Origin of the sequence: Pseudomonas lini (assembly GCF_001042905.1) — a bacterium.
Taxonomy (GTDB): domain Bacteria; phylum Pseudomonadota; class Gammaproteobacteria; order Pseudomonadales; family Pseudomonadaceae; genus Aquipseudomonas; species Aquipseudomonas lini.
In genome coordinates, this window is sequence record NZ_JYLB01000004.1 from 296,021 (window position 1) to 319,623 (window position 23,603).

Annotated in this window: 21 protein-coding genes; 11 read left to right on the forward strand and 10 right to left on the reverse strand. The window is 60.6% G+C overall.

What is annotated here, in order from left to right; translation table 11 throughout:
* Positions 1-177: 177 nt before the first annotated feature.
* Positions 178-1,695: an MDR family MFS transporter gene (locus TU81_RS13585; RefSeq protein WP_048395590.1), complete on the reverse strand. Its 1,518-nt coding sequence runs from the start codon at positions 1,693-1,695 to the stop codon at positions 178-180.
* Positions 1,696-1,773: 78 nt separating this feature from the next.
* On the reverse strand, positions 1,774-2,967 hold the full coding sequence (pobA, locus tag TU81_RS13590) for a 4-hydroxybenzoate 3-monooxygenase (RefSeq protein WP_048395591.1): 1,194 nt from the start codon (positions 2,965-2,967) through the stop codon (positions 1,774-1,776).
* A 179-nt stretch (positions 2,968-3,146) separates the two neighbouring features.
* On the opposite strand from pobA, the gene TU81_RS13595 reads away from it, so the two are divergent.
* Positions 3,147-4,058, forward strand: a complete 912-nt coding sequence (locus tag TU81_RS13595) for a helix-turn-helix domain-containing protein (protein WP_048395592.1) — start codon at positions 3,147-3,149, stop codon at positions 4,056-4,058.
* A 21-nt stretch (positions 4,059-4,079) separates the two neighbouring features.
* On the opposite strand, the gene TU81_RS30495 is transcribed toward TU81_RS13595, so the two are convergent.
* Both TU81_RS30495 and TU81_RS13605 read right to left on the reverse strand, forming a co-directional pair.
* On the reverse strand, positions 4,080-4,256 hold the full coding sequence (locus TU81_RS30495; protein ID WP_167344819.1) for a hypothetical protein: 177 nt from the start codon (positions 4,254-4,256) through the stop codon (positions 4,080-4,082).
* Between the two features lie 192 nt (positions 4,257-4,448).
* On the reverse strand, positions 4,449-5,354 hold the full coding sequence (locus TU81_RS13605; RefSeq protein ID WP_204369459.1) for a LysR family transcriptional regulator: 906 nt from the start codon (positions 5,352-5,354) through the stop codon (positions 4,449-4,451).
* Positions 5,355-5,468: 114 nt separating this feature from the next.
* Between TU81_RS13605 and TU81_RS13610 the strand changes: the two genes are divergently transcribed.
* Positions 5,469-6,350 (forward strand): MBL fold metallo-hydrolase, encoded by an 882-nt coding sequence (locus TU81_RS13610; protein ID WP_048395594.1) that lies wholly within the window; start codon positions 5,469-5,471, stop codon positions 6,348-6,350.
* Between the two features lie 191 nt (positions 6,351-6,541).
* A complete protein-coding gene (locus TU81_RS13615; RefSeq protein ID WP_048395595.1) occupies positions 6,542-7,156 on the forward strand; it encodes an NAD(P)-dependent oxidoreductase in 615 nt (204 codons plus the stop codon).
* A 122-nt stretch (positions 7,157-7,278) separates the two neighbouring features.
* Here the strand turns inward: TU81_RS13615 and TU81_RS13620 are convergent, their stop codons facing one another.
* Positions 7,279-8,160, reverse strand: a complete 882-nt coding sequence (locus TU81_RS13620; protein ID WP_038981908.1) for a LysR substrate-binding domain-containing protein — start codon at positions 8,158-8,160, stop codon at positions 7,279-7,281.
* A gap of 159 nt (positions 8,161-8,319) precedes the next feature.
* Between TU81_RS13620 and TU81_RS13625 the strand changes: the two genes are divergently transcribed.
* The 6 genes from TU81_RS13625 (at position 8,320) to TU81_RS13650 (ending at position 15,706) form a co-directional block, all read left to right on the forward strand.
* Positions 8,320-9,957 (forward strand): 5-guanidino-2-oxopentanoate decarboxylase, encoded by a 1,638-nt coding sequence (locus tag TU81_RS13625; protein ID WP_048395596.1) that lies wholly within the window; start codon positions 8,320-8,322, stop codon positions 9,955-9,957.
* A gap of 8 nt (positions 9,958-9,965) precedes the next feature.
* Entirely contained in the window at positions 9,966-11,414 is a 1,449-nt protein-coding gene (locus TU81_RS13630; RefSeq protein ID WP_048395923.1) for an aldehyde dehydrogenase family protein, read from the forward strand.
* A 219-nt stretch (positions 11,415-11,633) separates the two neighbouring features.
* Positions 11,634-12,737, forward strand: a complete 1,104-nt coding sequence (locus TU81_RS13635; RefSeq protein ID WP_048395597.1) for an ABC transporter substrate-binding protein — start codon at positions 11,634-11,636, stop codon at positions 12,735-12,737.
* Positions 12,738-12,881: 144 nt separating this feature from the next.
* Positions 12,882-13,790, forward strand: a complete 909-nt coding sequence (locus TU81_RS13640; protein ID WP_030128156.1) for an ABC transporter permease — start codon at positions 12,882-12,884, stop codon at positions 13,788-13,790.
* A complete protein-coding gene (locus tag TU81_RS13645) occupies positions 13,787-14,635 on the forward strand; it encodes an ABC transporter permease (protein ID WP_038981913.1) in 849 nt (282 codons plus the stop codon). Before TU81_RS13640 ends, TU81_RS13645 begins: the two co-directional genes overlap by 4 nt.
* A gap of 15 nt (positions 14,636-14,650) precedes the next feature.
* On the forward strand, positions 14,651-15,706 hold the full coding sequence (locus TU81_RS13650; RefSeq protein WP_038981914.1) for an ABC transporter ATP-binding protein: 1,056 nt from the start codon (positions 14,651-14,653) through the stop codon (positions 15,704-15,706).
* 124 nt (positions 15,707-15,830) lie between these two features.
* Here TU81_RS13650 and TU81_RS13655 read toward each other — a convergent pair whose 3' ends face one another.
* Positions 15,831-16,760: an AraC family transcriptional regulator gene (locus TU81_RS13655; protein ID WP_038981916.1), complete on the reverse strand. Its 930-nt coding sequence runs from the start codon at positions 16,758-16,760 to the stop codon at positions 15,831-15,833.
* 427 nt (positions 16,761-17,187) lie between these two features.
* Between TU81_RS13655 and TU81_RS13660 the strand changes: the two genes are divergently transcribed.
* Together TU81_RS13660 and TU81_RS13665 are read left to right on the forward strand one after the other, a co-directional pair.
* On the forward strand, positions 17,188-17,541 hold the full coding sequence (locus TU81_RS13660; protein WP_007898360.1) for a putative quinol monooxygenase: 354 nt from the start codon (positions 17,188-17,190) through the stop codon (positions 17,539-17,541).
* A 41-nt stretch (positions 17,542-17,582) separates the two neighbouring features.
* Entirely contained in the window at positions 17,583-17,813 is a 231-nt protein-coding gene (locus TU81_RS13665) for a hypothetical protein (protein ID WP_048395598.1), read from the forward strand.
* Here TU81_RS13665 and TU81_RS13670 read toward each other — a convergent pair whose 3' ends face one another.
* The 4 genes from TU81_RS13670 to TU81_RS13685 form a co-directional block, all read right to left on the reverse strand.
* Entirely contained in the window at positions 17,814-18,443 is a 630-nt protein-coding gene (locus TU81_RS13670) for a flavin reductase family protein (protein WP_038981917.1), read from the reverse strand.
* 265 nt (positions 18,444-18,708) lie between these two features.
* Positions 18,709-20,028: an MFS transporter gene (locus TU81_RS13675; RefSeq protein ID WP_038981918.1), complete on the reverse strand. Its 1,320-nt coding sequence runs from the start codon at positions 20,026-20,028 to the stop codon at positions 18,709-18,711.
* 319 nt (positions 20,029-20,347) lie between these two features.
* Positions 20,348-21,682, reverse strand: a complete 1,335-nt coding sequence (locus TU81_RS13680; protein WP_048395600.1) for a sigma-54-dependent transcriptional regulator — start codon at positions 21,680-21,682, stop codon at positions 20,348-20,350.
* Positions 21,682-23,442 (reverse strand): ATP-binding protein, encoded by a 1,761-nt coding sequence (locus TU81_RS13685; RefSeq protein WP_048395601.1) that lies wholly within the window; start codon positions 23,440-23,442, stop codon positions 21,682-21,684. The genes TU81_RS13680 and TU81_RS13685 overlap by 1 nt, the downstream gene beginning before the upstream one ends.
* Positions 23,443-23,603 lie beyond the last annotated feature (161 nt).

Sequence of the window (23,603 nt, forward strand, 5' to 3'; positions counted from 1 at the left end):
GTGGGAGCGGGCTTGCTCGCGAAGGCGGCGACACAGCAAACATTGATGTTGCCTGACTCACCGCTTTCGCGAGCAAGCCCGCTCCCACAGTAAATCTCCATTGGTCACAGATGTTGCATACGGCCGAGATCCAATGTGGGAGCGAGCCTGCTCGCGATTGCAGGCGCCTCGGTCTTCCTATCGAACCGTGTCCTCCCGCCCCCGCAACACTCTGTTCGGCATGGCAATCGCCGCTGCCAGCCCCAACAGCGACACCGCCGCGCTGACCATCAGCAAATGCCGGAAGGTCAGCAGCAGCTCAGTGCGCAGGGCGTTTTGTGCATCCCCCGGTGCGGCGTTCAAACCATCGAGCAAGACATTCCCCGAATGGCCCTCGGCAATCAGCGATGAGCCGGCCAGATGCGCGAAACTCGAATCCTGCAACAACGCCAGCAGCAGCGCCGACATTAACGCCACACCCACCGCGCCACCCAGGGAACGGAACAGATTCGTCGTGCTGGTTGCGACGCCGATATCCCGTTGTTCCACCGAGTTTTGTGTACCCACCAACGATGTCGGGAACTGCATACCGCTGGCGATGCCGCTGAGCAACATGAACAGAGTGCTCAGCACAAACGCCTGAGGCGCACTGAACGCCATGCCGAGAATCGAGAACGGCATCAGCAGGGCACCAGTCAGGATCATCGGTTTATAACGACCGCTCACCGAGGTCTGGCGTCCGGCGAAATACGCGCCTATCGGCAAACCCATGGCCAGCGGCAACAGATGCAGCGCAGCGCTGTCGGCCCCGGCGCCGGTGACGCTCTGGAAGCGAAGGGGCATCAGCACGATCAAGGAAATCGCCTGGAAACTGGTGAAGAAAATCGTGCACCAGCAAAGAATCGCACTGCGGTTGGTGAACAAGTGCATCGGCAGCAACGGTTCCCGCGCCCGCCGTTCATGCCAGACGAACACGGCCAGCACCACCACCGCACAACCGAGCAAACCCGACACTTCGGTGCTGCGCCACGAATGGCCCTGGCCGACCTGAGTGATGCCCAGCAACAACGCCGTCAGGCCGATGATCATCAGCAAGGTGCCGAAGTAGTCGATGATCGGCTTGCGCTGCGGCACTGGCAAACCCACCAGCGTGCGGTGGGCTACCAGCCAGGCACCCAGGCCCAGTGGAATATTGATCAGGAACACCCAGCGCCAAGACAGGTATTCGGTCATGTAGCCACCGAGTACCGGGCCGGCCACGCTGGCCACCGCGTACATGCTGCTGAAGTAACCCTGATAGCGACCGCGTTCGCGGGGCGGAACGATGTCGCCGATGATCGCCTGGCTCACCGAAATCATCCCGCCGGCACCGATGCCCTGAAGGATCCGCGCCAGCACCAGTTGCTCCATGCTTTGCGCCATGCCGCAGAACAACGACGCCAGGGTGAACACCCCCATGCCGAACAGCATCAACTTGCGGCGGCCATACAGATCGCCGAGTTTGCCGTAGATCGGCACCGCCACGGTCATCGCCACCATGTACCCGGAAATCACCCAGGCCAGCAGGCTGACATCCTTGAATTGCGCGGAAATGGCCGGCATCGACACGGCGACGATGGTCTGGTCCAGCGCGCCCAGAAAGATCGCCAGCATCAGGGCGATCAGCACGCTGCGAATGGCCGGTTTGGGCGTTTCAGGCTGGTTGAGATTGGTCACGGGTAAAACCTGCGGGCAGTAATGGACCCGCAGCAGCCAAGGCGAGCGGGATGCTCGCCAGTGTAAGTCGGTAGCAGGCTATTCGATAGCCTCATAAGGAAGGCCGACGTAATTTTCTGCAATGGTTTTTCGGCCGGCCTCGGAGTCCACGAAATAGGCCAGCTCCGATTCGCTGATGCGCTGGCTGAACGCGTCATGCTCGTCGAAGCGATGCAGCATCGAGGTCATCCACCAGGAAAACCGCTCGGCTTTCCACACCCGCCGCAAGCAGACCTCGGAATACTTCTCCAGCAAATCCACACGGCCTTCGCGGTAAACCTTCAGCAGAATATTGAACAACGTACTGACGTCGCTGGCCGCCAGGTTCAGGCCCTTGGCGCCGGTGGGCGGGACAATGTGCGCGGCGTCGCCGACCAGGAACATCCGCCCGTACTGCATCGGCTCGACCACAAAACTGCGCAGCGGCGCGATACTTTTTTCGATCGACGGGCCGGTCACCAGAGAGGCGGCGAGGGCAGTCGGCAGACGGGATTTGAGCTCATCCCAGAAGCGCTGATCGGACCAATCTTCGACTTTGTCCTGGGCCGGAACCTGGAGGTAATAACGGGTACGTGTCGGCGAACGCATGCTGCACAGCGCAAAACCCCGTTCATGCCGCGCGTAGACCAACTCTTCATGTACCGGCGGCGTGTCGGCGAGAATCCCCAGCCAGCCGAACGGATAAACCCGCTCGAACACTTTCAGGCAGTCCGTAGGAATCGACTGCCGCGCCACGCCATGGAAACCGTCGCAACCGGCGATGTAGTCACAATCGAGTCGATACGTTTCGCCGTCCTTGTCGAAGGTGACAAAGGGTTCAGCGGTTTTCATGCCGTGGGGTACGACGTTGCTGGTTTCATAGATCGTCTGTGCACCGGCGTCCCGACGAGCGGCCATCAGATCGCGGGTGACCTCGGTCTGGCCATAGATCGTTACGGTTTTGCCGCCCGTCAGCGCCTGCAAATCGATGTGTACCCGGCGCCCATCGAGGGCCAGTTCGAAGCCTGCATGCACCAGCCCTTCGGCGTCCATGCGCTGACCCACTCCAGCCTGACGCAACAGCTCTACCATGCCTTGTTCGAGGACACCGGCGCGGATGCGTCCGAGCACATAGTCCGGGGTCTGGCGTTCGAGGATCAGGGTGTCGATGCCGGCGTTATGCAGCAATTGGCCGAGTAGCAAGCCAGAGGGGCCGGCACCGATGATCGCGACTTGGGTTTTCAGTGTTTTCATTGTTTTTATGACTCGCAAGCTCCACACGGCCAAGACCGGTGAATGATTTTTATGGATCGAGTACTTGCATTTTTCACTTGCGAGTCTGTCAATTGAAGGGGAAAACTGAGCCGATACCTGTACATTCTGCCAATCGGTGCGATTATCGCCCCGTTACCCTCGAGGCCTGGATTGAAGTGATGAACAAGCCTGACCTGCCATCGATTCCGGTGTTCAAACTCTACGGTGAAAGCCTGGACTGGCCGACCCCTGACTTATTGCACTGTGAAACCATTTCCAAACGCAGCCGCGAACATCAATGGGAAATCAAACCCCACCGCCACGCCGATTTGTGTCAGTTACTCTTCGTTTTCAAAGGTCAGGCAGAGCTTGAAATCGAAGGCAAACGCTCACAATTGACCGAGCCGGCAATCCTGATTCTGCCGCCGTTATCGGTGCATGGTTATCGGTTTTCCGAGAACGTCGAAGGTTTCGTCGTCACGCTGGCCGCGCCGCTGATCGCCCACCTGCAAGCACAATTGGGCAATTCGGTGAACGCTCTAGCACAGGCCGAAAGCTACCCGGCGGGCAAGGACAGCGAGTACCTCAACAGCCTGTTTTCAGCGCTGCAAAGCGAATACACCGGCCATCAACCGGCGCGCGAAATGCTCATGCATTCGCTGGTCAGCGTGATCATGGTGTGGATCAGCCGTCAGGTGATTCAGCGCCAAACCGCCACCCAGCGTCCGCAGCGGGCCCGGGAATACCTCAATGGCTTTATTCAGCTGGTGGAAGAAACCTATCGCCAGCACGTCAAGGTCGAGGACCTGGCTCATCGGCTGGGAATTTCCGTGTCCCACCTCAACGGCACGTGCCGTGAGCTGGCGGGGCAACCGGCGTTGCAGATCATGCACGAGCGTCAATTGCTGGAGGCCAAGCGCTTGCTGACCTACACCAGCATGACCATTTATGAAATGTCCGACGTGTTGGGGTTTTCCGATCCGACCAACTTCACACGCCTGTTCAGGCGTCGCGTGGGGATTTCACCGAAGGCCTTTCGCGACCGTTTGAAGGCCGATCAGGACCATGCCGATCAGGACAACGAGGCCTGACCCCTCGCCACAGGGTGTTCGTTACCGGAGGGCATTGAGGGTCGCGTTGTGGGGAATGCAGCGTTCGAAGTTGCAGCTCGCGTATTCGCGGGGCACTTGTCGCAACTGCTCGACACGCCAGGCGGCCGTGCCATACAGCGCCAGCGTCGCCGCGCAAGTGATGAAAATGGCGAGGTATCTTTTTGTTTTGATGTTCATGGCGTTGACCTCTGAACGAATACCTTCCGGTACTGCTTTGAGCATAGGTCAGCGCGGGTGAGTTGTGTAGGAGCTGCCGAAGGCTGCGATCTTTTGATCTTAATCTTCTCGGCGCCGTTGAAGATCAAAAGATCGCAGCCTTCGGCAGCTCCTACAGAGTAATGCATTCCAAATCCAGGAGTTGGCGAAGCTTTAAAGCCCGATATCCCACTCCGGTTCTTCGGGAAATCTGAGCACCAAAAAATCCAGCATGCTGCGCAACGCCGCCGGCATGTGCTTGCGTGAGGCATACACCGCATAAATGTTCATCTGCCGAGGCTCGGCCTGGGGCAGCAGGCGGATCAGTTCACCGCTGTGGATATGCACTCCCGCCTGATAGCTGGGCAGCATCGCCACGCCGGCGCCGGCCATCGTCGCGCGCAACAGCGTGCTGGCTTCGTTGGCGCTGATATTGCCCTGCACCGGCACCGAAACAGGCTCTCCGTCCTGTTCGAAATGCCAGAGGCTTTTGCCGAAGTAGGAGTGGGTCAGGCAGTTGTGCAGGCTGAGGTCCTCGACCCGTTGCGGTGTCGGGTGCTCGCGCAGGTAAGCGGGGGAGGCGCAGATCACTGAGCGGCAGACCGTCAGCCGCCGGGCGATCAGGTTCGGGTCCAGGTCGTTGCTGGTGCGGATAGCCAGGTCGATGCGTTCGTCCACCAGGTTCACCGTGCGGTCGAGCATTTGCATATCGATGCTGACGCCGGGGTAACGTTTGACGTAGGCCGCCATGGCGTCCGCCAGTTGCGCTTGGCCGAATGAGGTGCTGACGCTGATCCGCAACAGGCCTCGCGGTGCGTCGTCCGGTTCGCTGACGGCGGCCTGCATGTCGGTGGACCAATCGAGCATCTGCCGACAGCGAGGCAGGATCTCACTGCCGGCGGCGGTCAGACTCAATTTGCGCGTAGTGCGGTGCATCAGGCGCGCGCCGACCCAGTCTTCCAGTTCCGCCAGATAGCGTGAAACCACCGGCCGTGACAGGTCCAGGTGATCGGCTGCAGCCGATTGGCTGCCCAGGTCCACCACCGTAACGAACACCCGCATTGCTTGTAGACGATCCATGATTTGCCCGCTTTCAGAAACAAACTATGTTCAAGCATCGCATTTTTTGTATCGAACCAGGCAACTAAGCTCTGTCCCATCGCCAAACACGGCATTCGGACAACGGAGCAACAGATGATCGGCTTCACTTCAATCAAACGCATTCTTCTGGCAACCGCCACGCTCGGCTTCGCGGCCCATGCCGCTGCGGCGTCCACCCTGACGCTGGACGTCTACAACCCAGGCACCAACGCGATCTTCCCGGTGACCTCGGTGCTGGTCAGCGGCGAGAAAGAAGCGATTCTGGTGGACGCGCAATTCGGCAAAGCCCAGGCCGAACAGGTGGTGGAAAAAATTCGCGCCAGCGGCAAGCAACTGACCACCATCTACATCAGCCACGGTGACCCGGATTACTACTTCGGTCTCGACACCGTCACCCAAGCGTTCCCGAAAGCCAAGGTGCTGGCCTCGCAACCGACGGTTGATCACATCAAAAAAACCGTCGACGGCAAACTGGCATTCTGGGGCCCGAAAATGGGCGCTGACGTACCGAACAAAACCATCGTGCCGCAGGTGCTCAAGGGCGACAGCCTGATGCTGGAAGGGCAAAAATTGCAGGTGATCGGCCTGGACGGCAAGCAGCCTGATCGCAGCTTTGTGTGGATCCCGTCGATCAAGGCTGTGGTCGGTGGCGTGGTGGTCGCGGAAAACATTCACGTGTGGATGGCCGACACCCAGACCCCGCAATCCCATGCCGATTGGCTGACGACGTTGCAGGCGATCGAAGCGCTGAAGCCGAAAACCATCGTACCGGGTCACTACCTTGGTGAGAGCGCTCGCTCTCTGGCGGCGGTGCAGTTCACTGCCGGTTACATCAAGGCTTTCGACGAAGAAACCGCCAAGGCGAAAGACGCTGCCGAACTGATCGCGGCAATGAAAAAACGCTACCCGACCCTGGGCGAAGAAAGCTCGCTGGAGCTGAGCGCCAAAGTCGCCAAGGGCGAGATGAAGTGGTAATCCGCTGAGCAGTGGAGAGGAGGATGACGAAAATCCTGTGGGAGCGTGGCTTGCCCGCGAAGAAGGCACCGCGGTTTTTCAGGGATTACGCGTCATCGTTCTTCGCGGGCAAGCCACGCTCCCACAGGTTCTGCGTCGCCCGATGCCGCACAACTCAATACAGATTCACCCAAGCCAACTGGAGAAACGTCATGAGCAACATCGCAATCATCGGTGCCACCGGTCGTGCCGGTAGCCAACTGTTGGAAGAGGCCTTGCGTCGCGGTCACAGCGTCACCGCCATCGCTCGCGACACTTCGAAAATCACCCCGCGTGCCGATGTCGTGAGCAAAAACGTCGATGTGCTCGACGCCGCAGCATTGCAAGCCGCCGTGGCCGGGCACGATGCGGTGATCAGCGCTGCGCATTTCTCCACCATCCCTGCCAGCGCGATTATCGAGCCGGTGAAGAGGGCTGGGGTAAAACGGCTGCTGGTGGTCGGCGGTGCCGGTTCGCTGTTGCTGCCGGACGGCTCACGGGTGATCGACAGCGAAGGCTTCCCCGAGGAATACAAGGCCGAGGCCAGCGCCGGTGCCGCGTTCCTGAATACCTTGCGTCAGGAAAAGGACCTGGACTGGACCTTCCTGTCGCCGTCGGCGGAGTTCGTCGAAGGTGAGCGCACCAGCTCGTTTCGGGTTGGCAAGGATGACTTGCTGGTGAGTGCCGAAGGCCGTAGCTGGATTACCTTTGCTGACTTCGCGATTGCGCTGATCGATGAAGTGGAAACACCGAAGCATTCCCGCCAGCGGTTTACTGTCGGGTATTGATCGTCTGATCGTTCCCACGCTCTGCGTGGGAATGCCTCAACGGACGCTCCGCGTTCGGCTTTGGAAGGGACGCGGAGCGTCCCGGGCTGCATTCCCACGCGGAGCGTGGGAACGATCATCTCTTAGCGGCTCTGCGCCTGCTCCACCAACCACCCCATCAATTCACGCAACTTCGGCGAAGGTTCCGGTTTCTCGGGGAACACCAGGTAATACGCCAACCCGGTTTTCACCTTCAAGTCAAAGGGCATGACCAGCCGTCCGGCACTCAGGTCATCGCCGATCAACGACCAATCGCCAATCGCTACACCTGTCCCCTGGGACGCCATCGACATCGCCAGGTCCAGGGTTTCGAAATGCTGACCTTTGCCGACATTGCTCAGCCGAATATCCGCAGCCTTCAGCCAGGCGTTCCAGTCCCGTTCATCGCGGGTGGGGTGCAGCAACAAGTGTTGCTGCAGGTCGGCCGGGGTCTGCAAAGCCATCGGCCCTTCAAGCATCGGTTGGGAACACACGGGCGTCAGTTGCTCATCGAACAGATGCCGGGAGGCCAGTGAGCTGTCCGGCGGCGGGCCATACATCACCGCCGCGTCGAACTGCTCGCGATGAAAATCCACGCCGTGTTTCACCGTGGTGGTCAATTCCACCGGCACGTCCGGGCGTTCCTTTTGCCACTGCAACAGGCGTGGCAACAGCCACCGCATCACGCAGGTCGGGGCTTTCAGTTGCAGGGTTTCGCGCTTCTCGCCGATCTGCTCCACCGCCTCGTCGATCAGGCCGAAAATCTGCTGCACCCGTGGCAGCCATTCCCGTCCTTCGGCGGTCAGGCTCAAGCCTCGCGCCTGGCGAATGAACAGCTCATAACCCAGATGATCTTCCAGCCCGGCGATCTGCCGGCTCACCGCGCCTTGGGTGATGTGCAGCTGTTCGGCGGCCCGGGTGAAGTTGCAGCACTGCGCGGTGATCAGAAAAGTGTGCAGCGCCGGCAGGGGAGGCAATCGTTTCATTGGGATCCAAGGTATGACGTGAAGACATGGCTAGTATGACTTTTTATCCATTGTTGCGGCTACGCGTCGCCCGTTCCAATGAGGCCATCCCTGGACCTGCCAACCCATCATAAACACTGCGCAGGCCCGGCGTCTCAAACGAACAAAAAGGGCAAAGACATGGCGACGTGCGGCGAAGTATTGGTCAAGTTACTCGAAGATTACGGGGTCGAGCAGGTGTTCGGCATTCCCGGGGTGCATACCGTGGAGCTGTATCGCGGGCTGGCCCGTTCGAGCATCAACCACGTCACTCCGCGTCACGAACAGGGCGCCGGTTTCATGGCCGACGGTTATGCGCGCACCAGCGGCAAACCGGGTGTGTGCTTCATCATCACCGGCCCTGGCATGACCAACATCACCACCGCCATGGGTCAGGCTTACGCCGACTCTATCCCGATGCTGGTGATTTCCAGCGTGCAATCGCGCAGCCAATTGGGCGGCGGTCGCGGCAAGCTGCATGAACTGCCAAACCAGAGCGCGCTGGTCGGCGGCGTGGCGGCGTTCTCCCACACCTTGATGTCGGCGGCTGAATTGCCGGGCGTGTTGGCCCGCGCCTTCGCGCTGTTCCAGGCTGGCCGTCCGCGTCCCGTACACATCGAAATCCCGTTGGACGTGTTGGTCGAAGAGGCCGATGACTTGCTCGCCAGCGTGCCGGTGAACATCGATCGCGCTGGTGCTTCGCCAAGCGCGATCAGCCGCATGACCGACTGGCTGGCCGGTGCCAAGCGCCCATTGATTCTCGCCGGTGGTGGCGCCATCGATGCCGCGGCCGAACTGACTGAACTGGCGGAACTGCTGGATGCGCCGGTGGCCCTGACCATCAATGCCAAAGGCATGCTCGAATCCAGCCACCCGCTGCTGATCGGTTCGACCCAAAGCCTGGTAGCCACTCGCGCGCTGGTCGCCGAAGCCGACGTGGTGCTGGCCATCGGCACCGAACTGGCCGAAACCGATTACGACATCACCTTCGCTGGCGGCTTCGACATTCCCGGCGTGCTGCTGCGCGTGGACATCGACCCCGACCAGACCGTGCGTAATTACCCGCCGAAAGTCGCGTTGGTCGCCGACTCGCGCAACGCCGCTCAGGCCTTGCTGAGTGCGCTGTCCCACCAGTCGCTGGCCGAGCGTCGCAACGATTGGGGCCAGGTGCGTGCCGTGCGTTTGCGCGATGAATTGGCCGCATCCTGGGACGCCCCGACGCTGGCCCAGACCCGCTTCCTGGAAACTGTTTTGCACGAATTGCCGAACGCGGTTTTTGTCGGCGATTCGACCCAACCGGTGTACACCGGCAACCTCACATTTAACCCGGAACGCCCGCGCCGCTGGTTCAACTCGTCCACCGGTTACGGCACCCTCGGTTACGCCTTGCCAGCGGCGATTGGCGCCTGGCTCGGTGGCAGCGTCGAAGGTGGCGCACGCCCTCCGGTGGTGTGCCTGATTGGCGACGGTGGTCTGCAATTCACTCTGCCGGAGCTGGCCAGTGCGGTGGAAGCGCGCACCCCGGTGATCGTCCTGCTGTGGAATAACCAGGGCTACGAAGAGATCAAGAAATACATGGTCAACCGCGACATCGAGCCAGTTGGCGTGGACATCTACACCCCGGACTTCATTGGTGTAGCCAAGGCGCTGGGTTGCGCGGCCGAGGCAGTTAGCGGTGTCGAAGAACTGCGCAGCGCGCTGCGTCTCGCCACCGATCGCCAGGGCCCGACCCTGATTGAAATCGATCAGACTTCGTGGATGAAGGCGGTGTCGAAATGACTTTCCGCATGACTTTCCCAACGGCACTCGACGGTCTGTACATCGACGGTCAATGGTCGGCCGGCAACGAACATTTACGCGTGATCAACCCGGCGACCGAAGCGCTGCTGACAACCGTCAACGGCGGCGATGAACACGCTGTCGATCAGGCCGTCACGGCGGCGACCAACGCTTTCAAAGAATGGTCGAAAACCACCGGCGCCGAGCGCGGGGCGATCCTGCGCAGAATCGCCGCAGGCGTGCAGGCCGGTCGTGAGCAGTTGATGAAGTTGCAGTCGAGCAACAATGGTAAACCGCTGTTCGAAGCGGCCATCGACGTCGACGATGTAATCGCCACGTTCGAGTATTACGCCGATCTGGCCGAAGGCCTGGACGCGAAACAGGACAACGCCGTGGCGTTGCCGAGCGACGAGTTCAGCGCCCGTTTGCGCCGCGAGCCATGCGGTGTGGTGGGGCTGATCGTGCCGTGGAATTTCCCGATGGTCACCACCGCCTGGAAACTCGCCCCGGCCCTGGCCGCCGGTTGCTGCGTGGTGCTCAAACCGTCGGAAGTGACGCCGCTGCCGGAGCTGGAACTGGCGACGATCATTGCCGAGGCCGGTCTGCCAAACGGTGTGTTCAATCTGGTCTGCGGCACCGGCCTGGCTGTTGGCGCACCACTGTCGGCTGACCCACGCATCGCCAAGATTTCCTTCACCGGCAGCAACGCAGTGGGGGTGCAGGTGATGCAGCGGGCGGCGGAAACCGTGAAGGGTGTGAGCCTGGAATTGGGCGGCAAATCTTCGCTGCTGGTGCTCGCCGATGCCGACATCGAGCTGGCCGTGGAAGTGGCCTGTGGCGGTGGTTTCTTCAACGCCGGGCAGATGTGTTCCGCCACCAGCCGCGTGCTGGTTTCCGATGAGCTGGCGGATAAATTTGTAGCGCGATTGAAGGCCCGCGCCGAAGCCATTCGCGTGGCCGACCCGTTCGACCCGAACGTGGAAATGGGCGCACTGGTCAATCAGGCGCAATACCAACGTGTGCTGGGGCACATCGATCGCGGTTTGAGCGCTGGGGCGAAGTTGATCTGCGGCGGTAATCGTCCGGCGGACCTGTCACGCGGCTTTTTTTTGCAGCCGACTATTTTCATCGACGTGCCCCTCGACAGTGCGCTGTGGTGCGAAGAGATTTTCGGTCCGGTGATTTGCGTGCGCAGTTTTACCTCTGAAGCCGAGGCGATTGCCCTGGCCAACGACAGCCAATTCGGCCTGGTGGCCAGCGTGGTCACGCGCGACGCCGAAGCGGCTGATCGGGTCGCCAACGCTTTGCAGGCGGGGCTTGTGTGGATCAACGCGCCGCAAGTGATCTTCCCGCAGACCGCTTGGGGTGGCTACAAACAGAGCAGCATCGGCCGCGAATTGGGGCCATGGGGCTTGCAGGCTTTCCAGGAAATCAAACACGTGATTCGGGCCGTCTGACAGCACGAAAAAGGCGAGCGCATGCCTCGCGATGAGGCATGCGCCAGCGTCATGGCTTCAATGAGTTTTTATCGATAGTCAGGTGTTTTGCACGACCTCAGGATGAACCCGCTGGCAGCGCCAAGGCCCATTGAAAACCGGGGGCTTGAAGCTGATCTGGCCGCGCGGATGCAACGGTTGCGACCAACCTCATACTTAAAAAAACAAAGGGAGTCCTTCATGGGCGAGCACGATCTGAACAGACGTCAATTCATCAAAACCGTGGGCGTGGCGTCCGTGGCGGCGGCGGCCATGAGCATGCCGTTCATCAAGGCCAATGCCAGCGACACACGCTTCCAGGGCAAGACCCTGCGCCTGCTGACCTGGTCCGATGACACCGGCCTTGCAGCATTGCGCAATATCGCGGCAACCTTCGAAGCCAAGTACGGCTGCAAAGTCATCGCTGACCGCACCGGCAGCACTTCGGAAATGGTCGCCAAACTCAAGGCCGGCGGCGATCGTCCGCAGTACGACATCATCACCCTGGCCGGCGTCGGCGCCGAAGGTCTGGCTGCTGCCAACCTGCTGGAAAAACCCGATCTCAACCGCATCCCTAACCTGATCGACGTGCCGGAGCAATACCGCACTGGCGCCAACGGTCACGGCATCGGTTACCTGCTGTGGTGCAACAGCCTGGTCTACAGCACCCGCACCATCAAAGAAGCGCCAGACAGCTATGCCGCCCTGTGGGACGCGGAGCTGTCGCCGAACATCTTCCTGCCGCCGCCGAACTGGACCGAGGCCATGGACCTGATCATCATCGCCGCCAAACTGGCCGGTGGTGACGAACACAACATCGAGCCAGGCTTCAAGAAACTCGCCGAGCTGAAAGATCGCGTCGTGACCTTGGGCGAAAACCCGAACCAGATCGCCGAGCTGTTCCGCACCGGTTCTCTGGACATGGGCGGCTTGTACGCGCCGGCGTTTTTCCCGAAACAGATTCGCGATCCGGCCTACGGTCTGGGCGCTACGTTCGGCATGAAGGAAGGCTTCTACACCGACCTGATGTTGTCGGTGATGCCGAAGAATCGTCCGGGCGATATCGACCTGGCCTACGCCTTCATCAACCACTCTCTGGACCCGCTGGTGCAGGGCAAGATGGCCGAAGACATCTACAACGGCCCGGTCAACGCCAAGGCGATCATCTCCGCCGAAGCACGCAAGAGCCCGTACATCCTCACGCCGGAGCAGATTGCCGAGAAGGCGATCATGCACGACAACGCCTTCCTGGCCTCCGTGCATGACCAATGGATTCGTCGTTACACGGAAATCTTTTCTTCCTGATCCGTAGGAGCTGCCGGAGGCTGCGATCTTTTGATCTTGCTCTTCGGTGGCTCTGAAAAAGATCAAAAGATCGCAGCCTTCGGCAGCTCCTACACGGGCCGGGCGCGAGATATTCCTGATCTTCCATTGACGAGACCCTTTGCTATGGAACACCAACCTCTGACCCATCCGGTAAGCGCCGCACCCGTGCGCATCAATCGGGGTGTCTCACCGACGGCGCGCGCCTGGCTTTTCCTCTCGCCGTCGATGCTGTTTCTCGGCGTGCTGATTGCCGCGAGCCTCTTGGTGCTGCGCATGAGCGTCGGCACCAAAGGCGCGGAATGGACCGGGTTCAGCCTGGCCAGTTACGCGCAATTGCTGGAACCCTATTACCTCAAATCGTTGCTGCTGACGTTGCGCCTGGCGCTGATCAGTGCGGTGATTGCGGTGCTGCTGGCGATCCCCGTCGCCTACACCATGTCGCGGTTGACCTCGCCGTTTGTGCGGCGGATCTTCCTCGCGGCGGTGCTGCTGCCATTGCTGGTCAACCTGCTGCTGCAAAGCTACGGCTGGCTGGTGATTCTCGGCCCCGGCGGCATGCTCAATCAGGCGCTGATGGGCCTGGGCCTGATCAAGCGCCCGATCATGCTGCTCTACAACCAGAACGGCGTGTTGATGGGCCTGGTGCAAACCGCGTTCCCGTTGGCCGTGCTGCCGATTGCCAGCGCCATGCGCGGCGTCGCCCGCACTTACGAAGAAGCCGCTGCCACCCTCGGCGCCAGTCGCTTGCAGGTGTTTCGCCAGGTGGTGTTGCCGATGAGTTTGCCGGGGATTATCACTGGCGCGACATTGGTGTTCGCCTACAACGCCAGCAGTTTTGTGGTGCCGCTGCTGCTCGGTGGTCGGCGCGTGCCGATGCTGGCGGTGATGGTGCATGACCAGATCGCCCCGCTGATGAACTGGCCCGCCGCGTCTGCTGCCGGTGTGGTGCTGATCGTTACCACCCTGGCGATCATGACCTTGTCCGAATACATCACTGGCCGTCGTCGGCGCATGCTGGAGGCTTCGCAATGAGTACCCTGATCAAGAAGCGCCACTCGCTGCTGCCGGGCGATACCGGCAAGTTCGCCGGCATCCTGTCGGGCTTCATTTTGCTGCTGGCGGTGCTGCCGATTCTGACCATGATTGTCATGTCGTTCAGTGGCGCATCGAACCTCGACTTCCCGCCCAGCAGCTACAGCCTGCAATGGTACGAGGCCGCCTGGAACACCTTCGTATCGCCAGATTCCAGCGATGTGCTGAGCCTCGGCAAAGCCATGACCACCAGTTTGATGGTGGCCTGCCTGACCATGATTTTCGCCACGATTATCGCGGTGCCGGCAGCCTATGCCCTGACCCGTTGCGAGTTTCGCGGCAAGGCCGTGGCGCTGCAATTGATGTCGCTGCCACTGGTGTTCCCGATGGTGGTGTTGGGCCTGGCCTTGCTGCTGGTATTCGACAGCCTGCCTTTCCACATCACCACCTCGCGACTGGTGATTGCCCACGTGATTCTGGCGCTGCCGTTCGTGGTGAAAAACTGCACGGCGGCGATGCTCTCCATCGGCAGCGAAGTCGAGGAAGCCGCGCAAATGCTCGGCGCTTCACCGCTACGGGCGATTGTCGATGTGGTGGTGCCGCTGATGAAATCGGGGATTCTGGCGGGCATGTTGCTGGCGTTCATCGTCTCGTTCAACGAATTCACCGTGACCTATTTCCTCTACACCATCGACGTCATGACCGTGCCGATCTGGATGTACAGCCGCACAGTGTCTTCGCTCGACCCTACCGTTTTCTCGTTTGCCGTGCTGATCGTGCTGATCGACTTCGTCCTGATCTGGGCGTTGGAGAAGCTGGTCGGTGAAGGTGGCGTTTCGTTCTGATTCTTGAGGTGCAACATGACTGGTCTGATTCTGGAAAACGTCGAGAAACATTACGGCTCGGCCTGCGCGGTAAAAGATGTGAACCTGCATTTGCCCGAGGGCAAACTGGTGTGTTTCCTCGGCCCTTCGGGCTGCGGCAAAACCACCTTGCTGCGGATGATTGCCGGGCTTGAAACCCTGACCGGCGGCGAGATTCGCCTGGACGGTGAAGACATCGGCCATACGCCGGCGCATCAGCGTAATTTCGGCATGGTGTTCCAATCGCTGGCGCTGTTTCCGCACATGACGGTGGGGGAGAACATCGCCTATCCGCTGAAACTGCGTGGGGTCAGCAAGGCTGATCAACAGGCGCGGGTGGTGGAGTTGCTGGAGCTGATTCAGCTGCAGGAAATGATTGATCGCCCGGTGGCAAAACTCTCCGGCGGTCAGCGTCAGCGTGTGGCGATTGCCCGGGCGATTGCTTCGCGGCCGAAAATCCTCCTGCTCGACGAACCGCTGTCGGCGCTGGACGCCAAGCTGCGTGAGTCGATGCAGGTGGAAATCCGTCAGCTGCAACAGCGTTTGAACATCACCACCATCATGGTCACCCATGACCAGCGCGAAGCCATGACCATGGCCGACATTGTGGTGGTACTGGGTGAGCATCGGGTGCAGCAGGTGGGTACGCCGATTGAAATTTATCGGCATCCGGCCAATGAGTTCGTTGCGGACTTTATTGGTTCGGGGAATATTTTCCCGGCCACGGCGCTGGGCAACGGCAAGGTCAGCTTGCCCGGTGGCGATGCCCTGCAAGTGCCGATCTGCAGCAGCATTGTGGTGGGAGAGAAGGTGAAAATGCTGATCCGCCCGGAGGACCTGCAACTGTCGGCACCGCAGGCGACGGCGGGCAATCGCTTGCTGGGCAAGGTGACCTTTGTGCGGGATATCGGCGCGACCATCGAGACCACGGTCGAGTGTTCCGGGGTGTCGTTTACGGCGCTGAGCACGCCGTGTCAGGGGATTGGTTTGAGTGTTGGGCATCCGGTGTCGTTGACGTTGCCGGTGGAGGCTTGTCGAGTGTTGAGCGCCTGAGAAAACACCACCACCCCGTAGGAGCGAGGCTTGCCCGCGAAGGCGATTTCATACTCAGCATTGTTGTTGGCTGATACGACGCCTTCGCGGGCAAGCCTCGCTCCTACAGGGGGGGCAAATCTGATTACACGGTCAACCGCAACCGCGCCAAATCCCTTAACGGCGGCGCCCCGAACAATCGGCTGTACTCCCGGCTGAATTGCGAAGGGCTTTCATACCCCACCCGATAACCCGCCGCCGAAGCTTCCAGCCCTTCGGCCAGCATCAACCGCCGCGCCTCTTGCAGGCGCAACTGCTTCTGATACTGCAACGGACTCATCGCCGTCATCGCCTTGAATCGGTGATGCAATGTCGACACGCTCAGGTTCACTTCCCGCGCCAGATCATCGATGCGTAGCGGTTGCTCATAATTGCCGTTGAGCCATTTGATCGCCTGGCTGATGCGATGGCTCTGGCTGTTGGCGATGGCAATCTCATACAGCCGATGACCCTGCTGGCTGCGTAACAGCCGATACAGAATCTCTCGACGAATCAGCGGCGCCAGCATGGCGATGTCTTTGGGTGTATCCAGCAAACGCGCCAGACGCAGCACGGCATCAAGCATTGCCGTGTCGATCTGCTCCACATACAGGCCGCGGCCAGTGGGCCGTGTGGGGACGCCGATGGGCCCGGCGTCGGCAATCAGCGCGCTGATTTCCGCCGGGTCGATGTCCAGCCGCACGGCGAGGATCGGTTCCTCGGGCGAGACGTTCACCACCCGCCCGCTCAAGGGCATCGAGACCGACACCACCAGGTAATTCAGCGGGTCGTAATTGAAGTATTCATCCGCCAGCCGCACTTCCTTGCGCCCCTGGGCCATGATGCACAGGGCCGGTTGCGCCAGCACTGGAGCGAAGTCGTGGTTTTTACTGTGGCGCGACATGAACAGCGAACCAACGGCGGTGGCATAAGTGCCATCCTCCATCGTGTTACGGCGGATGAGGGCGGCCAGTTCCGCGCGCTGTTTTTCCATGTCGGCATCCAGCGGGGCTTGAAAATGATCGAGCGACGACATGCAGGGCATCCTCGGTGACGCGTTGGTGATGGGCTGAGCTTAAATTTGTGCAAGGGACAACGGTAGACACATCCTGCCAAAAGCTTGCCTGATTCTGCACGGGGTGGATCTGCGCTCCAACGTTTGCCGGGCGCGGCTTTGCTTTTGTAGGAGCTGCCGCAGGCTGCGATCTTTTGACTTGGTCTTTCAAAATCAAAAGATCGCAGCCTGCGGCAGCTCCTACATGAGTTCAGCACACTTGCCCGAATCTCATATGACAGTGCCATGACCATGGTTTACATGCTGTTACAGACGCTTTCTGCAGCCGCGCAGGATTGTGCAACAAGCCGGCAGAAATCGACTAACGACGACCAGAGCGCGCCGCCTAATCTTGGATCCTGTCGCAGCCCGTCCTCGGCTGCCACTGGATGACCTGGGAGGGTTGAACATGTCTACGCAGATCCCCGTCAGTCATATGGCCTTCGTCCGCGCCCGCGCCGGGCGTTCGGCAGAACTCGGTGCGCGCCTGAGCGCCCTGATCGAGCCGTCGCGCAACGCGCCGGGTTGCCTGAGCTTCGCCCTGCAGCACTCGCAATGCGATCCAGAGCTGTGGCTGGTGTCCGGTTTCTGGGACAACCAACAGGCCATGACCGCTTACTTCGGCAGCCCGGCAATGCAGATTTTTGCCGAGCTGGTGCAGGAGCTGGTGGTCAATAGTCTGGATTTCCATACCTTCAAGGATGTCTCGGCGGCCCAGGCCCTTGGCCAGTCCCAGGCAGCGGTACACAAACTCGTCGGTTGAGGGTTTAATGGCGCAATTCTCCATTAGCCAGGATCCGCGACATGGCACGCAAAGCCTTTGAACACTTCGAAGCCGTTTCAGCAGTAGTACCGGGCGAGGACGGTTACCACGCCGCGATTGCCGTCAAAGCCCTCGGTGGTTCCGGTGCCCCGACTTTTCACAAAGTGCTGGAAGGCCAGACTTTCAAGACCGCTCATGAAGCCGACGAGGCCGCGGCCAAAGAGCTGACCCGCCTCAAAGACGTTAAAGAAGACGCCGACCTGCTCTGGTAATTACTTGACCGCCCCCGGGCGGAACATCTTGAACAATGCCTCTGGCCCCAGCTGAAAGTAATCCGCCGGCCCGCCGCCGCGCAGAATCGGTTCTGCCGCGGCGGTGTCGTACACCCCATCCTTCAACAGCCACTTGGCGATATGCACGGCGACCACTTCGCCGAGAATCAGCCAGCTCGGCACCACTTCCTTGTTTGCACGCTGCAACTGAATGATCTGCGTGACCTTGCACTCAAAGGACACCGGGCTTTCGGCGACCCGTGGCACCTGAATGACTTTCGAGGCGACGGTGGTCAGCCCGGACAGTTCGAACTCATCGACCTCCGGCCCGACCATGGCGCAGCTCTGATTCATCTGCTCGGCCAATGGGCGGGTCGCCAGGTTCCAGGCGAATTCACCGGTTTGCTCGATGTTATTCAGGCTGTCTTTGCGCCCGACGCTGGAAAACCCAATGATCGGCGGGATGTAGTTGAAGGCGTTGAAGAAGCTGTAGGGCGCCAGGTTCAGGCGACCATTGGCGTCCTGGGAGGAAATCCAGCCGATAGGACGCGGGCCGACGATGGCGTTGAACGGGTCATGCGGCAGGCCGTGGCCGTTGGCGGGTTCGTAGAAATGGATGTCGTCGGGCATACAGTGAATTCCTGGGGCGTTCGGGAGGCGGTCATGGTGCAAGGGCTAGCGGCATATTTCCAGCCCATCCTCAATCACTGTGCTCCCCAGAAGCGACTAAGCCCGGCGAAGGCCGGGCTGTGGTGTTGCAGATTGCGGGGGCTGTTCAGGTGAGACCGAGTCATGGCCTTCGCGGGCAAGCCTCGCTCCTACAAGGGCACCACAATCCCTGTAGGAGCGAGGCTTGCCCGCGAAGAGGCTATAACAGCCTCCATCAATGTAGCTGTCAGTCCGTCTCGATCCGCGAATGCTTGCGGGTGTCTTTCATGGTCACGTACACCAGCAACGACACCGCGATGCACGCCGTGACATACCAGTAGTAACCGGTTTCCATGCCGATGCTCTTGAACCACAGCGCGATGTATTCAGCGGTACCGCCGAAGATCGACACGGTCAGTGCGTACGGCAGGCCGACGCCCAGTGCACGGATTTCGGTCGGGAACAATTCAGCTTTAACCACCGCGTTGATCGAGGTGTAGCCGCTGACAATGATCAGCGCTGCCATGATCAGGAAGAACGCGCCCCACCAGGTCTGGATGGTGTGCAGGGTGGTCAGGATCGGCACGGTGAACAGTGTCCCGAGAATACCGAAGGCGATCAGGATCGGACGACGACCGACTTTATCCGACAGCCCGCCGATGATCGGTTGCAGGCACATGAACAGGAACAGCGTGGCGGCAGAAATCGTGGTGGAGTCGGAAATGCTCATGCCGACGGTGTTCACCAGGTATTTCTGCATGTACGTGGTGTAGGTGTAGAACGCCAGCGTGCCGCCCATGGTCAGGCCGACCACGGTCATCAGTTCCTTCGGATGGCGCATCAAGGTGCGCATCGCGCTTTCCTTGGCTTTCTCTTTCTTGGTGAACGACTCGGTTTCTTCCATGCCACGACGCAGGTACAGCGCGACCACCGCACACAGTGCGCCGATGGCAAACGGAATGCGCCAGCCCCAGGCGTACAGCTCTTCGGTGGTCAGGGTCTGTTGCAGCACGATCAACACCGCCAGGGCGATGAGCTGGCCGGAGATCAGGGTCACGTACTGGAAGCTGGAGTAGAAGCCGCGACGATCCTTGGTCGCCATCTCGCTGAGGTAAGTCGCCGAGGTGCCGTACTCGCCACCGACCGACAGGCCTTGCAGCAAACGGGCGAAAATCAGCAGGATCGGTGCGCCGATGCCAATGGTTTCATAACCCGGGCTCAGGGCGATCAGCAGCGATCCGAAACACATCAGGTACACCGAAGCCATCAGCGCTTTCTTGCGACCGGCCTTGTCGGCGTAGAGGCCCATCAGCCAGCCGCCGATCGGGCGCATCAGGAAGCCCACGGCGAAGATCGCGGCGGTGTTGAGCAGTTGTGCGGTGGTGTCGCCTTTGGGGAAGAAGGCTTTGGCGAAGTACAGGGAGAAGGCGGCGTAGACGTACCAGTCGTACCACTCGACCATGTTGCCGACAGAGCCGCTGAAGATCGATTTGATCCGGCTAGCGGTGGTTCTTTCTGTAGCCGGCGCGGCAGCCGACCCAAGAGGCAAGGCGTTGGAGTTATCCATTGAAGGATCCTTCGTTTAATTGTTTTTGTGGAGCGCGTTAAAACGCAGCCTGCTGGAGCTATAGCAGGAGCTGTGCCAAGGAGAGGAGGGCCGGTTTAGAGGGGGTAGTGGGTTCTGTTGAGCGGAAATCCGCTTATTCAGGGGCGGGTTCGAGCGGAAAACCGCTTATTCACGCGTGGTATTGCTTCGTCAGTGCTGGCCCCTTCGCGAGCAAGCCCGCTCCCACATTGGATCTACGGTGAACACAGAATTTGCCCACACCTCGAATTAACTGTGGGAGCGGGCTTGCTCGCGAAGAGGCCAGTTCAGGCACCACAAATCAGCTGTCCTGCAAAAACATCTCACGGTTCAACCCATGCCGCTGCATCTTTTCATTAAAGGTACGGCGCGGCAGTTGCAGTTCTTCAAGCACCGCTTTCACATCACCTTTATGCCGGGTCAACGCCGCGCGCAAGCAATGCGCTTCGAAGGCTTCCTGCTGCGCCGCCAGTGACTGGCCAGGATCGATCCCCACCGGTTCCGGTTCGCCAAGGCCCAGCACTTGTCGTTCGGCGACGTTCGCCAGTTCGCGCACATTGCCCGGCCAGTCGTGGCTCAGCAGATGGCTCAGTTGCGGCCCGCTCAAGGGCGCAAAGGTGCGGCCCAAACGCTCGGCGGCACTCTGGGCGAAGAATTCGAACAACAGTGGAATGTCTTCACGCCGGTCACGCAACGGTGGCAGACGCAACTCGGCGACGTTCAATCGATAGGCCAAATCTTCGCGAAAACGTCCGGCCCGGGCTTCATCCAGCAAGTCGGGTTTGGTCGCGGCGATGATTCGCAAATCCACGTGGATGCTCTGGTTGGAACCCAATCGCTCAAGCTTCTGCTCCTGCAACACCCGCAGCAATTTCACCTGCTGGGCCAGCGGCATGCTTTCGATTTCATCGAGAAACAGCGTGCCGCCGTCGGCGTATTCGAGCTTGCCGATGCGTTTGCCCTGGGCGCCGGTGAACGCGCCGCTCTCATGGCCGAACAGTTCGGCCTCGAACAATTGCTCGGGAATCGCCGCGCAGTTCAGCGCCACGAAGGGCTTGTCCGCGCGGGGACCGAAGTCGTGCAGGCAACGGGCAACCAATTCCTTGCCGCTGCCCGTTTCGCCCCGGATCAGCACATTGACCGGCAACGTCGCCAGGTCCAGCACTTGCCGACGCAACGTCTGCAAGCCACGGGAAACCCCCAGCAGGGTGGCGTCGAGTTTGGCGCGATTGTCTGCTTGCTCGTGCAGGGCACGGTTTTCCAGCACCAGCCGACGCTTGTCCAGAGCGCGGCGCAGGCTGCTCAGAAGGGTTTCCGGGCTGAAAGGTTTTTCGAGGAAATCATAAGCGCCGTCGCGCATCGCTTCGACGGCCATCGGCACATCACCGTGACCGGTCAGCAATATCACCGGCAAGTCGGCATCGCGGCGCTGGACTTCGGCCAGCAGTTCCAGCCCGGTCATGCCAGGCATGCGCACGTCGCTGAGAATCACCCCGGGGAAATGTTTTGGCAGTTGCGCGAGGCACTCATCGGCGCGACTGAACAGTTGCACTTCGAACCCCGAGAGGCTCAGCCACTGTTCGACGGCGCTGCGGATGCTGCTTTCGTCATCGACCACCATCACCGAATTGAGCATCAGCCAGGCACCTCCAGATCAATGGGCAACGTCATAGTAAACACCGCGCCGTTTTCACCATTATCGACACTCAGGCGTCCGCCCGATTCGTGGACGATGGCGAAGGAGACCGCCAACCCGAGGCCCAGGCCATCGCCCACCGGTTTGGTGGTGAAGAACGGATCAAACACGTTGGCCAAGTGCTCTTCGGCAATGCCGCCACCGTTATCGGCGACGGTCAGGCGCCACAATTGTTCATCGGCTTCGAGGCGGATTTCCAGACGCTTGCAGGGTTTGTCGTGCATCGCATCCAGGGCATTGCGCAGCAGGTTGATCAGCACCTGTTCCAGACGAATCGCATCGCCACGCACCCAGGCCGGACGAGTCAGATGTAGCACGGTGCTGATGTGCTCGTCACGCAGGCGCGCATCCAGCAACTGCAGGGATTGGTCGACGACCGCCGCCAAATCCAGCCGTTCGCGCAAACCGCTGGGGCTTTTGCGGGCGAAGGTTTTCAGGTGGCCGGTGAGGGCGGCCATGCGCGTGAGCATGTCGTCCACCGGTTTGAGCGCCTTGTAGGCGTCTTCGACACGGCCGTGATCGAGCAGCAGCCTCAGAGTAGCAAGCTGCATGCGCTGGGCGGTCAATGGTTGATTGATTTCATGGGCCAGCGCCGCAGACATCTGGCCGAGGGCTGCGAGTTTGGCTGATTGCACCAGCCCGTCCTGAGCGGTGCGCAAATCCCGGGTGCGTTCTTCCACCAGTCGCTCGAGTTCTTCACGGCTGCGCTGACGCAGTTTGGCCAGGCGCCAGCGCTGGTTGAGGAACAGCAACAGAAACACCAGCGTCAGCCAGGCCCCGGCGGCGGCGAGCCCGGCGTTACGCAGGTCTTCAAACGCCACCTGCGGGCGACGCAACAGGTGCAGCGTCCAGCCTTCGGCGGTCAGCGGCAGGGATTCCCACAGGTAATTCGCGGTGCCGGCCGGGCCTTCGACCCGGGTCAAGTCGCTGTTGTCGTCGAAGCGGCGCAGGGATTGAAACTCAAGCGGCGTGAGGGGTTGCTTGTCGTATTGGCGAGTGGCTTTGAGTTCGGCGTGATCACCGGCATTCAGCGGGCGAAGGGATCGATAGCGCCAGCCGGGCTGATTGGCAATGAAGATGATCCCGCGTGCGTCACTGACCAACAGCGTGTCGCTGCCCTGGCTCCACTCGCGTTCCAGTTCCGGGAATTCCAGCTTGACCACCATCGCCCCGAGGAACTCGTCGTTGTCGCCCAGCACTGCACTGGACAGGAAGTAGCCGGGAATGCCGCTGGTCACGCCCACCGCATAAAAACGTCCGGTGCCCTGGGTCCGCGTTTGGCTGAAGTAGGGACGAAAACCATAGTTGTGGCCGACATAACTGCTGGGCAGGCGCCAGTTGCTGGCGGCCACGGCCAGGCCGGTACGGTCGAGCAATTCCAGGGTCGAGGACTGTGCCGCGCCGTTGATTTTTTCCAGTTTCAGATTCAGTGCCGTTTGCTGTTCGGCACTGACCGGGCCGGCCAGGGCCGAACGCAACTGCGGATCCAGTGCCAGCACCGCGGGCAGGGCGCGGTAGCGGTCGATCAGGGTGTGCAGGGCATTGGCGTACAGCGCCAGCTGCTGATTGGCGCGGGCGGCGTCTTCCTCCAGCGCCTGACGCTCGGCGTGGCGGATGGCCAGGGTCGCGGCAAGGACGGCACCGGCGACGATCAGCAGGGTGTACAACGACAGACGCAGGGTACGGGAAGTCGGCAGCATGCTGGAGCTAACGGATGGCAGGACGGGCGGGCACCATATCATGCAGACGCTCGGCTCGGCGTCCTGTTCGCGCCATTCGCGGTGCTCAGGGGTGATCTGGCAGGCGGCGTTGTAATGTGCACCCTGCAAAAAATGGTCTGCGGCTGGCTGGCGTCGGCGGA

Excerpts from the sequence above, each read along its gene's own strand:
- pobA (WP_048395591.1), bottom strand. The coding sequence starts at position 2,967 with ATGAAAACACTGAAAACCCAAGTCGCGATCATCGGTGCCGGCCCCTCT.
- TU81_RS13595 (WP_048395592.1), top strand. The coding sequence starts at position 3,147 with ATGAACAAGCCTGACCTGCCATCGATTCCGGTGTTCAAACTCTACGGT.
- TU81_RS30495 (WP_167344819.1), bottom strand. The coding sequence starts at position 4,256 with ATGAACATCAAAACAAAAAGATACCTCGCCATTTTCATCACTTGCGCG.
- TU81_RS13605 (WP_204369459.1), bottom strand. The coding sequence starts at position 5,354 with ATGGATCGTCTACAAGCAATGCGGGTGTTCGTTACGGTGGTGGACCTG.
- TU81_RS13610 (WP_048395594.1), top strand. The coding sequence starts at position 5,469 with ATGATCGGCTTCACTTCAATCAAACGCATTCTTCTGGCAACCGCCACG.
- TU81_RS13615 (WP_048395595.1), top strand. The coding sequence starts at position 6,542 with ATGAGCAACATCGCAATCATCGGTGCCACCGGTCGTGCCGGTAGCCAA.
- TU81_RS13620 (WP_038981908.1), bottom strand. The coding sequence starts at position 8,160 with ATGAAACGATTGCCTCCCCTGCCGGCGCTGCACACTTTTCTGATCACC.
- TU81_RS13625 (WP_048395596.1), top strand. The coding sequence starts at position 8,320 with ATGGCGACGTGCGGCGAAGTATTGGTCAAGTTACTCGAAGATTACGGG.
- TU81_RS13630 (WP_048395923.1), top strand. The coding sequence starts at position 9,966 with ATGACTTTCCCAACGGCACTCGACGGTCTGTACATCGACGGTCAATGG.
- TU81_RS13635 (WP_048395597.1), top strand. The coding sequence starts at position 11,634 with ATGGGCGAGCACGATCTGAACAGACGTCAATTCATCAAAACCGTGGGC.
- TU81_RS13640 (WP_030128156.1), top strand. The coding sequence starts at position 12,882 with ATGGAACACCAACCTCTGACCCATCCGGTAAGCGCCGCACCCGTGCGC.
- TU81_RS13645 (WP_038981913.1), top strand. The coding sequence starts at position 13,787 with ATGAGTACCCTGATCAAGAAGCGCCACTCGCTGCTGCCGGGCGATACC.
- TU81_RS13650 (WP_038981914.1), top strand. The coding sequence starts at position 14,651 with ATGACTGGTCTGATTCTGGAAAACGTCGAGAAACATTACGGCTCGGCC.
- TU81_RS13655 (WP_038981916.1), bottom strand. The coding sequence starts at position 16,760 with ATGTCGTCGCTCGATCATTTTCAAGCCCCGCTGGATGCCGACATGGAA.
- TU81_RS13660 (WP_007898360.1), top strand. The coding sequence starts at position 17,188 with ATGTCTACGCAGATCCCCGTCAGTCATATGGCCTTCGTCCGCGCCCGC.
- TU81_RS13665 (WP_048395598.1), top strand. The coding sequence starts at position 17,583 with ATGGCACGCAAAGCCTTTGAACACTTCGAAGCCGTTTCAGCAGTAGTA.
- TU81_RS13670 (WP_038981917.1), bottom strand. The coding sequence starts at position 18,443 with ATGCCCGACGACATCCATTTCTACGAACCCGCCAACGGCCACGGCCTG.
- TU81_RS13675 (WP_038981918.1), bottom strand. The coding sequence starts at position 20,028 with ATGGATAACTCCAACGCCTTGCCTCTTGGGTCGGCTGCCGCGCCGGCT.
- TU81_RS13680 (WP_048395600.1), bottom strand. The coding sequence starts at position 21,682 with ATGCTCAATTCGGTGATGGTGGTCGATGACGAAAGCAGCATCCGCAGC.
- TU81_RS13685 (WP_048395601.1), bottom strand. The coding sequence starts at position 23,442 with ATGCTGCCGACTTCCCGTACCCTGCGTCTGTCGTTGTACACCCTGCTG.